Below are 11,225 nucleotides of genomic sequence, written 5' to 3'. Positions count from 1 at the left end.
GTAAGAAATTCTCCAGCAATATCAGGCCACTGAACTTTCAATGCTAAATTTTAGGGTTATCTGCAACGTAGAGACAAGGCATGCCTTGTCTCTACAATTAACCGAACCCTAATTTTTAGCTTTGATAATGCACTACTTCCATGTGGCCTGCATTCTGTCAAGCTCCTTGATTACCTCATCACTTAAAGGTGCTGGTCTGTGCTTCATCTTTTCAAGAGTCAGTTCATTTAGTCTCTGCTCAAATCGTTTTGAGCCGCCTTCGACCCATTTTGCATTTACCATGCGCTCAAACAGCTTGGAATATTTAATTTTTCTGAAATGTTCCATTGTGTGTTTTTCCTGGAGATAGTGTCCACCAGGGCCTACCTTGTCAATTATATCCAGCGCCAGAGTCTCCTTTGTGACTGGAATACCCTGCATGTAGCATTTCACTGATTCAACAATATCATTTACAAGCACCATATATTCCGGTGATGCCAGAAAACCATGATCCATCCAACTGCTGCAATCATGAACAAGACCGGAACCAATGGCAGCAGATGAGAGACACTGAAATGCGGCCTCCGCACCAGCCTGGGCATCACAAAATTTTGCATCTGTTGCACCGGCTGTGCCGAAAAAAGGAATCTGATAGTGTTGGGCCATCTGGGCAAGTGCACCTGTCATAAGACTCATCTCATTGGCTCCATAGGAGAATATTGATGTTCTCATGTCCATGATGGTTGTAAATGCTCCATATATAAAGGGAGCACCTGGATTTACAAGCTGGTGCAGCACAAGCCCGCTTAATGATTCCGCACTTGCCTGAACTATGGCTCCGGCAAATGTTGCAGGTGCTGAACCACATGCCTGGGGTGCCGGAAAATTGATCAAAGGAATATTGTTTTCTGCGCAATAGATCAATTTATCAACGGCAGGATCATAATATACAAGTGGAGAAATCGGCTCTGCATACTGAACAATGGTTGGAGCCTGATCAAATTTTTCCTTTCCACCGCACAAAAGCAGAGCCATTTCATAAATATCTTTTACACTGTTGGCATCCTTACAGCAGAACACCAGTGGTTTTTCGCAGTATTCCATTACATTTCTGGCAATAATACGATCTGCAATATGTGGATCAACATCATCTGCCATACCGATGGTCATACACCAGTCAAAGGATGGAAGTGCATCGCAAAGAGCTGCGGTAACCTTGACATGGTCACTTCTGAATGGCATTCTCTCACCAGTTTCAGGATCACGATACTCAACACAGTCAAGACTTGGGCCAAAATAGGATTTATCCCGCTCCAGTGCAACAGTTCTTTCTCCGGTACGCTTTGCAAGTACAATACGGGACGGGGATTTGCGGATAGCATCTTCAAGCATCCATCCAGGAATTCTGACACGATCTCCATTTACCCTTGCACCGGCACTTCCAAGAATTTCCAAACCTTCTTTATGGGTCATCTTTACACCGGTTCTTTCAAGTACTTCCAGAGTTGCGGCATGGATCTGCGCTATTTGATCATCATTTATGACCATAAGCCTGGGTTTAAAATAGAGTTCATCCGTCATCATTCCCATGATATATCTCCTTTATTTTTTATAATATGGTGTACATATTTTTTGATTATGTGTAGTGCTTCTTCAAGTTCAAACTGTCGGGTGATTTTACAGTCAATGCAAAGCTAAGAGGCATTTGCTACCCGACAATCAAACCTTGAAAGAACAGTAGATGGAATTCGGAACAAATAAAAATGTTATTTATTTCAATATTTTCTGATTGTTAATAGCAATATGCATGCCAGACAAAAAGCATCCTATAACTAAAGCATATTTGATTTTTTGCTAAATAAGTTAAAAGATATTTGATAAAAGATAGCGGAAAAATAAAATAAATTTTATAAAATACACTTCCGGCACTAAAACAGTCTCTGAAATGATGATTTTTGCCACATTTATAAGCGGCACGCTATTTGCTTTTTTTTCCACATACATGAATTTCTCAAAAAAATTATCAATTCATGTATGTGCGGGCAAAACCTCTCACTGAAAAATTCCAATGTTTCTCTTCCTGATGGCTTCTTCTGGTGTGCTGTTTTTCCTGACAGCATACTGATTAAAACGATTCACTGGTATTTGTCAGAACAATGCAGAATTCGCCCGCACATTTTTATTTAGGAATAGGTTTTAAATAACGTACATGGCGGATTACCGCCACAATCGAAGGGATGAAAGTCATTTTCAAAACAGGCTGTTACCAAGACTTTCATATAAACTTACCCATTTCATAAGGCAGATTCCTTGAATCACGGAACATGCAGGTTTTAAAATGGGAATGTTATTTCGTGCTAATTCCTTACTCAAAGTCGACAACTATGATCTTGTAAGCCTTGTCAACACTGTCTGAACCAGGATTCCCAAGATTAACAAGATAAGGCAGGATTATCTATCCTGAGCATCCTATCCATCCTGGTTATCCTGGTTCAGACAACTGCAATAACTTCTGAAAAAGCAATAAGATGTCGATTTTGAGTCCTTAACAGACATGGCCGATTCCCACCACAATCGAAAAAATTAATACAGAAAGGAGTACCAAATGATTTACCAGACCAGAGACTACGGTATTTCTCATATAAAAACCCGAAAAAACCACTCCTGCTATGGTATGGGAATCGGTATAATGATTTTAGATGATGTCTATCCAGGCTTTCCAGGTGATGTAAGAAACGCAAGTGCTTTTCCCTATCCAATACAGTATGAAATTGTAGAAGGCATAGATATCAAGGCTCTTCTGTGGGAAGAGGACAAAACGCCATGTCTTGCTCCCATCCAAAAGGCTGCAAAAAAACTGGAACGCATGGGTTGCAGGGCGATTGCGGCTGAATGCGGCTATTTTGCATATTTTCAGAAAGCCATTGCAGGATTTGTGGATATACCTGTCTTTATGTCAAGCCTTCTTCAGGTGCCTTTTATACAGAATACAATAGGCCCTGAAAAAAATGTTGGCATTCTCTGCTATCAAAGGCAGTTTCTCACAGAAAGACATCTTAAAGAGGTGGGTATAACACCCGGAAGCAATTATATAATTGCAGGTGCAAGCGATGACTATGCGTGCAGTGAGCTTGACATGCTGTGGAGCTGGGAAGTACGGCCAGAACGCCCTGAAGCATCTTATCAGAAACAGGAAGAACAAATGATTAACGCATGCGTGGATATGTGCAAAAAGAACCCGACAGTCGGAGCAATAATGCTTGAGTGTACCGGTATGCAGCCCTTTGCCCGTGCCATTCAACAGGCAGTGGATCTGCCGGTTTACAGTTGGGGAACCATTCTTGATTACGCATTTTCCGTGGTTGCACACAGGGATTATTACGGACACGTTTGATGTTATTTTCTGTATCCGGTATTACCGGATGCAGATGAAAAATATTGACAATAAACATACTTATTGATTATAGCTCTTACATAGATCAACATTTCAGCTCTTTTTTCAAAGCTGCCCGCAAGATCATTATCAGAAACACAATATCTTTATGATCAGGATTGAACTATGACAAGAGTAATCACAGTAACCAGTGGCAAAGGTGGAGTGGGAAAAACCAATATAAGTGCAAATCTTGCCATACATCTTGCCGCGCTTGGTTACAGAACCTGCCTGTTTGATGCGGATCTCGGCCTTGCAAACATAAATATCCTCCTGAAGCTTTATCCTGAATATAATCTTAAGGATGTCATATTACATAATAAAGATATTCATGACATCATCATAGAGCCCTACCCTGGCATGGATATTATCCCTGGAAGTTCCGGTGTTGAAGAGATGGCCAACCTCAATGCAAACCAGGTAGTAAAGCTCATCACGGAATTTTCAAAACTTGACACCTACGACTACTTCATAGTTGATACTGCCGCTGGTGTTTCAAGGGATGTTATCTCTTTCTGCCTTGCATCTTCAGAACTTGTCCTTGTGATTACTCCTGATCCCACATCACTTACCGATGCCTACTCCCTTCTTAAAATACTGACCCTTAACGGGTTCAGGGAGCCTGTAATGATCGTCATAAACCAGTCTCCAGGAATCCAGAGTGCAAAAAATGCACTGGGTAAAATGGCAGCTACATGTACAAGATACCTATCTTTAAAATTAATTCCCATTGGTGTCATGGGGCGTGATCAAAATGTGGTCTCAGCCGTTTCAAAGCAAAAACCATTTATCACTCTATATCCCAACACATCTGCTTCCAAAAGCATAAAAAAAATTGCTGAAAATCTTGTCAAAAAGAAGAATCAGGAAAATTTGACCCTTGAAATGGAAACATTCTGGGAAAAATGCCTCTCATTCTTTGCAAAAAAACTTCGCACAACCATCAAAAAACCGGAAGATACAACAAATTCCACCAATCTCCTGCCCGAAGCATCAGAGCAGAAGGCAGCTTTAGATGATCGCTATTCCTCTGCTTCAACATCAGGAGATACCCCTGAAAACCATCCATCCGGACATTATGAAAATGGAGACGAATACAGCGGTAAACCCCTTGACAATGATCAGATCTCCCCTGACAATGCCCCTTCCCGAACAAAAACTGACGCTGGGTTAAATGCTGAAAACAGTGAAAATGAAAATACTCCACATGATTCCCCAAAAATGGGAATTGTTGATAAGTCAGCCAATCTTCGTGAAATCCCTGAAACAACCCAGATGATCCTTCAAACAAACCAGCTTCTCAATCAGGTAGTTGAAAGCATAGCATCTGTGGCAACAGAGCTAAAAGAGATTCGGGAACTTTTTGCCAAAAGTAAATCAGATGAGAAACATAAGAGCCAGGATGAGACTTCAGAAAAGAGACAAAACAGCACAAAAAAAGAGAGCGGCAAAGATGATAATCAGTTGACATCACTTCTGTCCAACTATGCCATGTTCCAATCCCTTGAGGATCATGAGATTAAGAGCATTGTCAAACACCTTAAGCTTCGTGAAGCCATGCCAGGGGAGATAATAATACAAAAAGGCGAGCCAGGTGAAAACCTGCACATAATTATATCCGGAAAAGTTGATGTAATGGATGAACAGGGAAATGTCCTTGATACCATGCAAAGTGAGGATGTTTTTGGGGAGATGAGCCTTATTAGCGGAGATCCTGTTAACGCCACCATAAAAGTTCTTGAAAAAGCAAGGATTCTCTACCTGAACGGCAAAGAATTCATACGTCTTCTCAGAACATATCCCGGGCTTCAGATGTATTTTGCAAGGCTTTTGAGCAAACGCCTGAGCAACCGCCTTAAAAAGGCAGACAAGGCAAAGACAGAATACCTTAAATCCGGTCTTTCAGGATCCCTTGAAGAAAACAGCATTCCAGAACTTCTTCAAATGCTTAACCTTGGCCGCAAAACAGGCGTTATCTCTTTTACTTTTCCCAAAACAGGCAAAGCAAGCATATCTTTTCTAAATGGCGAACTTATTGCTGCAAAATATGGTGAAAGTCAGAAGGATATTGGGGCATTCTACCATATTCTGGAGGAGAGTAAGGGAAGGTTTACCTACGTCTCTGAACTTCCTGAAAATGACAGGGGAAAAACACCCTTTGGACATTTCATGCGGCTTCTTATGGAAGGAATCAGCAGGGTTGATGAGAAGAGAGGATAGTGATTTGTAATCTAACACCTACTGCTGTGTCAAATCCTAATTTTAGGGTTGACGTGTCTATATCTCGAATATTTTAAGACAATTATAAAGGTCATTAACCTAAATCTTAGTCTTGACGATGCACTCCTGCTCTTTGTATTTCTAACACCTGCTGCTTTTTATGGCCATAACCGTCATGACTTTCAACTGATGCATGTAATGCTTGACTTCATTTGAAAAAAGGTGAGACCTATCCTTTTCCCAGTCCACATAAAGAAGTCCCACTTTTTTCTGTTTTATTACAAGGGGATATATGGAAAATGAAGTAGCAAAATTTCCTTTCAGATACCAGTCAGGTATTTTTGATGCATCATCCCTGTTATGAATATTTTCAACAATTATATCCACCCCTGTATTCAAGGCCTTGTTGAACACATCACTTGCATCTTCAGATACATCAAATAAAAACCGGTCACCAAATCCTTCGTAGTCATCACCCAACACAAAACGTGACTCCATAGTACCTTTTTGCCTGTTCATAATACATATAGCAATTTTAGAAAAAAAGAAACCTCTGTATATTGTTGTAATGATTATCTGAAGAACCTGACTCAGCTTATACCTGGTTTTAAGAATATTTTCGATTTTTGTTATCTGCCCGTTAATCCATTCCACCCGATCTGTATCAAGGGAAGGAGAAACATCTTTTATATCATCATGCTCCTTTATGTCCATTGATTCAAAATCAAAACCCACCGAGCCTCCAATCTGCTTTTTATCAATGGAACCATGGCGGTCAAAGCGACTTTTTTTAAGGTCAATTTTTAATGCCCTGGCATGATTTTCTATCTTTTTCAAGGAAGAATCAAGCAGATCACAAGCCATTGATACCCCGACATCAAGGAGATTACCATACTTTCTGACAATACCTTCTATTTGACTTTCCCTGTCGGAAAGGTCAAGGCGCCAGTCAATATTGCACATTTCATTTGTAAAAGATGCCACAAGGCGCTTTAAATTATCAGATGTTAATAAATTTGCATCCATTCTGAACTCTTTAAAAGGGCGAATGGCATCCACAACAGGAGAAGGAAATCCCCATTTGGCAACAATACCCTGACCTATCTGTGCAAAAGATGCTCCAAGCAATTTTCTGGAGACAATTTCCATATCCTGCTTCTTTCCCATGGAGACCCTTTTAATACGCTGGTATGCCTCGGGATCACAAAAAAGGATTATCTGTTCTCCAATGTCATAAAGCATTGCAACAAGCTGAAATTCATCCCTGTCCTTATATTTTGCAGCCTCTGCTACATCACGGGCCATCATACCTCTCATGAGACTTGCAAGGGATTTTTCTTTGAGCATTTCACTTTTGGCAATATCCTGCATAAATTCAAACAGCAAAAGAGTTGATGCTGCCTGCTGAACCTCTTCTGTTCCAAGGATAACCATGGCCTCGGAGATACTTGCAATTCCCTTCTGACTGAAATGGCCATAATAGGATGAATTGACAATTGAAAGAACCCTTGAGGAGAGAGCAACATCCTTTAAAATCACTGATGCAATATCTTTGGTGGAAGCATATTTCATCCTTATCATACGGTTGATCTCTTCAATCTGCGCTGTGAAGGTATGCAAAAAATTTCCTGATTTCATTTTCTTATCAAGATCATCAAGAATATCGGAAAGAAGTATCATGGTAGAACCATTTTCATCTGCTCCGACAGCCTCGGGCTTAAGCTCTGGTAAATCAGGAAGCTTAATCAAATCAAGCTCAATGCCTGAACGTCCACTGGCATTTTTTTCCATTGATGTCTGCACAGCCATATTTTAGTTTATCTCCATTTTGAATCTTTCACACATAGCAGACCTGAAGCAAATCGGGATTGCAGAATCAAGCACCCCGAACAATGATGCCAAAATGATTTGGCCTGTTTTCACGATAAAACGATTATTGCATATCACATTTGACATTAAAGTGCCAATAGAGCCTTAAATAATAGTGTAAAAAATTATTGCCTGAAGAATGTAATTGACATAATAATAATTTAATAAACCCCCATGTTTATTTACGCATCACAACGAAACATGAAAGTCGTTATCTATCAGCATGTGATGGAGACTTTCTAATAACGGTCATGGCAGTTCCATCTGCCACAACGAAGCATGAAAGTCATTTAGAGCCTTAAAAGACAGGGACTTTCTTATAAAACCATGATTCATGACCACTTTGAAAAACGGCCATGCAATTCCGGAAAGTAAAAAACGGATAATGAAAGAAGCCAAAAATTTAATGGGAATATAATGGAACATATCAGAGACGCTATTGAAAAACAGAAAAAAAATTTTATTCTTCACAATATTGTAAGATTGCGTGAAATGATCCGTTACCTTCCCCAAAAAAAACTGGATCTTTTCAGGGAGATACCCTTTCTTATCCATGTTAACTCACCTGAATTTCCGGCCTATGTCAAATCAGCCGGGGATATTTTCGGTGTATGGAATTTTGAAAATTCAGGCTTTGCAAAGGATATTTCAACAAAAAACCCTCATGCAGCAAAACTTATGAAAATGCCTGTCAATGACCCTGCTGTTCAGGCCATCTACCACATAGGCAGCCTTGGAACCTTTACTCAATCTGCAAAATCTGATTTTGACTTCTGGATAATCATTGACAGATCCAGATTTGACAATAACCGTTTCAATGCCTTGCAAGAAAAGCTTAATCTCATAATAATTTACAGCAGGAGACAATATTCTCAAGAAGTATCATTTTTTTTACATGATGCACATAACCTCATTAATAATCAGTTTGATGAAGGGGATGAAGATGAGATCATAACTGTACCCAAAATGCTTATCAAAGAGGAGTTTTACAGAACATTCATAATGGTCTCTGGAAGGATTCCGTTATGGGCTGTTATTCCAACTGATTTGGATGATGAAACTTGCATGATATGGAAAAAACATGCACTTGAAAACAGAGAATTCATAGATCTTGGCATGCTCAAGGGTATTCCCATTGATGAAATCCAAAGGGGTCTTTTGTGGCAGATATGCAAAGCACCTTATGATCCTGTCAAATCACTTATTAAAGCCACAGTAACGGCAAGTTATATAGAGTTTCCTGACAAAAAAAATCAGATTCAAGGCTTCTTTGTGACCGCGTAAAAGAGAAATTCTCAAAATCCATTATTGATGACTATGCAGCAGATCCCTACATTCTTGCATTTGAGAGAGTACTTGACTTTTGTGATGCGCTCAACGAACCAGGAGCCATTGCACAGATTAAAGTTGCAATTTTTTTCAGGCTATGCGGCTTTCCTTTAGTCACTCTTCCACCAAAGGAGTCTCCAAAAAGAAAAATCCTTGACCGCTATATAATGAAATGGAAACTTGACAGCAAACGACTAAAAAAGCTGCTTGCCTACCAGAACTGGCCAGAATCGGAAAAAAAGCTGTTTGATACAACAATGATCAGCAGACTCTCATGGTTATACAAAATGTCCCTTGCACACTCGAATAATAATCAGGGCATTTCCCAAAACAATCAAGATATTTCCCAAAAGAATGAAAGTGTTTCTCAAAAGAATAAAGGCATTGTCAAAAATAATCTGGATATTGCAGCCCATAGATCTTCCCTGGAAAAAAACGATGATGACCTATATATTCTGAAAAATAAAGCCCGTAAAATAATTGAAACAAAAGATAATATTATTCCATCCTGCTCAATTTACCTAAAACTTGCACCGCATACGAATCTTATCATGCTGGCACGGGGCAACAGCGACAAATCAGATAAAAACGAAATAGAATGGCTACTTTTTTCACAGAAACAGGGAAAAGAGATCAACAATCAAAACGCTATACCGGAAACAAAACTACTATTTACTTCAAAACATTTTTTCCAGACCCTTGGCTGGAGCATGGCAAATCACCTCTACATAAGAGGGACAACCAGAATGGAGATGCGCTCAACTCTTAAAATAACTGCAAGTCTTAACAAAAAAGCTGATACTGATGATATATATCTTGATCTTCAACCCTGGATACCTCTTTCAGATGCCCCTTTTGCATCACTTCCTTTCTGGGAGAAAATAGTTGTCATACTTGTTATGCCAACCGTTAATAAAAAAAGATTAACATCAAGGACAAATCTGTTGAAACAACAAAACAATCAGAGATAAGATCTAAAAATACACCTGATAAGGGAATGATTGCAAGCTCTGAAAATGATGTGCCTGCCATACCTCAATATGCTGAGTTTCTCATAAGAAATTCATGGGGTGAAATTTTTTTTGAAAAAATGAAATTTACTGCTAAAGATAGCCCTAATGACGCATATAAAAAAATTGCCATGCAAATATTGACATATCACGGAGAAAATACCAGGCTGTCAAGCTATTCAATTTTTCAACTCTCATCAAAACCTAACCCTGAGATAATTAAAAAAATCAAAGCCATTATTGAAGATACAAAACTCCTCAACCAAAATGGCGATCTTCCCATAGAGAAAGAAAACAGGAGGCCATATCTTGACCGCATCTGAAGTCAAAGAAAAACAATATACAATTTTAATTGTAAATGAAAATCCTAAAACACTGGCTGGGTTGACAAAAGCCATGCACAAAATGGGTTTTCCTGACACAGTTTCCGTACAAAACGATGAAAAAGCTGTTCTTGCCACCACAAAAAAACAAATAAACTGCATAATATCTGCATATGAAATGAACAGTATAAACGGACTTAGCTTTTTAAGAATGATCCGCAAAAAAAAGGGCTACGAAGATTTGCCGTTTTTTCTTACAGATCCTGCCTTCACTACATTAAAAGTTTTGAAAGCCGGCCAGGCAGGAGTAACGGGTCTTCTCGTCATGCCCTGCACCCTTACCACCCTGAAGGAAAAAATCACAACCACACTCAGTGAACCAAGAGCCAAGGTTGTGAATAAAGCTGAAAAAGAGGTTAACAAAGCTTCAGAGCTTATAGATGAAGGAAAATTCAGTGAAGCCATAGATGAGATCCAGAATATTATCAACCAGAAAGAAAACCCTGAATATTACTATAATATCGGCTACATAAAGAGCATTCAGGGAAAATATTCGGAAGCCATTGCAGCTTTCAGAAAAGCCACCCAGCTTGACAGGCTTTTTGCAAAAGCATACGAAGAGATGGGGCGTGCATACAGAGCACTTGGACAAAATGATAAAGCAGATGAGTACATGAGCCATGCGGCACAGATACACCTTGAAAGGGATAATGACGGGCATGCAGAAGAGATTCTTAACGAAATTCTTGAACTTGGTTCTGATTCATTAAATGTATTTAATTCCCTTGGGGTCATATACAGAAGAAGAGGTGACCACAGAACTGCCTTAAACCACTATAACAAAGCATTGAGAGTCCACCCTGATGAACCGAACATTTATTACAATATCGGTAGAATTCATCTTGACATGAAAGATATGGAAAAGGCGCGGGAGTTGTTCCAGAAAGCAGTAGAAATTGACAACAGCTTTATAGAGGCAAAACAGGTAATAAAAGCCATTGACCTGGGTGTTATTTAGCATTTCATAATTTACCGATCACCGTTCACCGATCACCGTCTATA

At 39.4% G+C, this 11,225-nt stretch carries 8 protein-coding genes; 6 read left to right on the top strand and 2 right to left on the bottom strand.

Annotation, left to right across the window (positions count from 1 at the left end; genetic code table 11):
* Positions 1-132: 132 nt before the first annotated feature.
* Positions 133-1,569 (bottom strand): trimethylamine methyltransferase family protein, encoded by a 1,437-nt coding sequence (locus MTBBW1_RS23095; RefSeq protein ID WP_080807942.1) that lies wholly within the window; start codon positions 1,567-1,569, stop codon positions 133-135.
* Positions 1,570-2,584: 1,015 nt separating this feature from the next.
* Here MTBBW1_RS23095 and MTBBW1_RS23090 point away from each other — a divergent pair.
* Both MTBBW1_RS23090 and MTBBW1_RS23085 read left to right on the top strand, forming a co-directional pair.
* Positions 2,585-3,373 (top strand): aspartate/glutamate racemase family protein, encoded by a 789-nt coding sequence (locus MTBBW1_RS23090; protein WP_080807939.1) that lies wholly within the window; start codon positions 2,585-2,587, stop codon positions 3,371-3,373.
* A 165-nt stretch (positions 3,374-3,538) separates the two neighbouring features.
* Positions 3,539-5,632, top strand: a complete 2,094-nt coding sequence (locus MTBBW1_RS23085) for a cyclic nucleotide-binding domain-containing protein (protein ID WP_080807935.1) — start codon at positions 3,539-3,541, stop codon at positions 5,630-5,632.
* Between the two features lie 141 nt (positions 5,633-5,773).
* Here MTBBW1_RS23085 and MTBBW1_RS23080 read toward each other — a convergent pair whose 3' ends face one another.
* Entirely contained in the window at positions 5,774-7,441 is a 1,668-nt protein-coding gene (locus tag MTBBW1_RS23080) for an HDOD domain-containing protein (protein WP_080807931.1), read from the bottom strand.
* A gap of 477 nt (positions 7,442-7,918) precedes the next feature.
* On the opposite strand from MTBBW1_RS23080, the gene MTBBW1_RS23075 reads away from it, so the two are divergent.
* The 4 genes from MTBBW1_RS23075 to MTBBW1_RS23060 are packed head-to-tail and all read left to right on the top strand — an operon-like array spanning position 7,919 to position 11,181.
* On the top strand, positions 7,919-8,785 hold the full coding sequence (locus MTBBW1_RS23075) for a hypothetical protein (protein ID WP_080807929.1): 867 nt from the start codon (positions 7,919-7,921) through the stop codon (positions 8,783-8,785).
* 20 nt (positions 8,786-8,805) lie between these two features.
* Positions 8,806-9,801, top strand: a complete 996-nt coding sequence (locus MTBBW1_RS23070) for a hypothetical protein (RefSeq protein WP_139786878.1) — start codon at positions 8,806-8,808, stop codon at positions 9,799-9,801.
* A gap of 26 nt (positions 9,802-9,827) precedes the next feature.
* The gene (locus MTBBW1_RS23065; protein ID WP_080807923.1) at positions 9,828-10,163 is read left to right on the top strand and encodes a hypothetical protein; all 336 of its coding nucleotides are present in this window, start codon (positions 9,828-9,830) and stop codon (positions 10,161-10,163) included.
* On the top strand, positions 10,150-11,181 hold the full coding sequence (locus MTBBW1_RS23060; RefSeq protein WP_087881835.1) for a tetratricopeptide repeat protein: 1,032 nt from the start codon (positions 10,150-10,152) through the stop codon (positions 11,179-11,181). The genes MTBBW1_RS23065 and MTBBW1_RS23060 overlap by 14 nt, the downstream gene beginning before the upstream one ends.
* Positions 11,182-11,225 lie beyond the last annotated feature (44 nt).

This window comes from Desulfamplus magnetovallimortis (genome assembly GCF_900170035.1).
GTDB lineage: Bacteria > Desulfobacterota > Desulfobacteria > Desulfobacterales > Desulfobacteraceae > Desulfamplus > Desulfamplus magnetovallimortis.
This window is presented reverse-complemented; position numbering and strand designations above follow the sequence as displayed.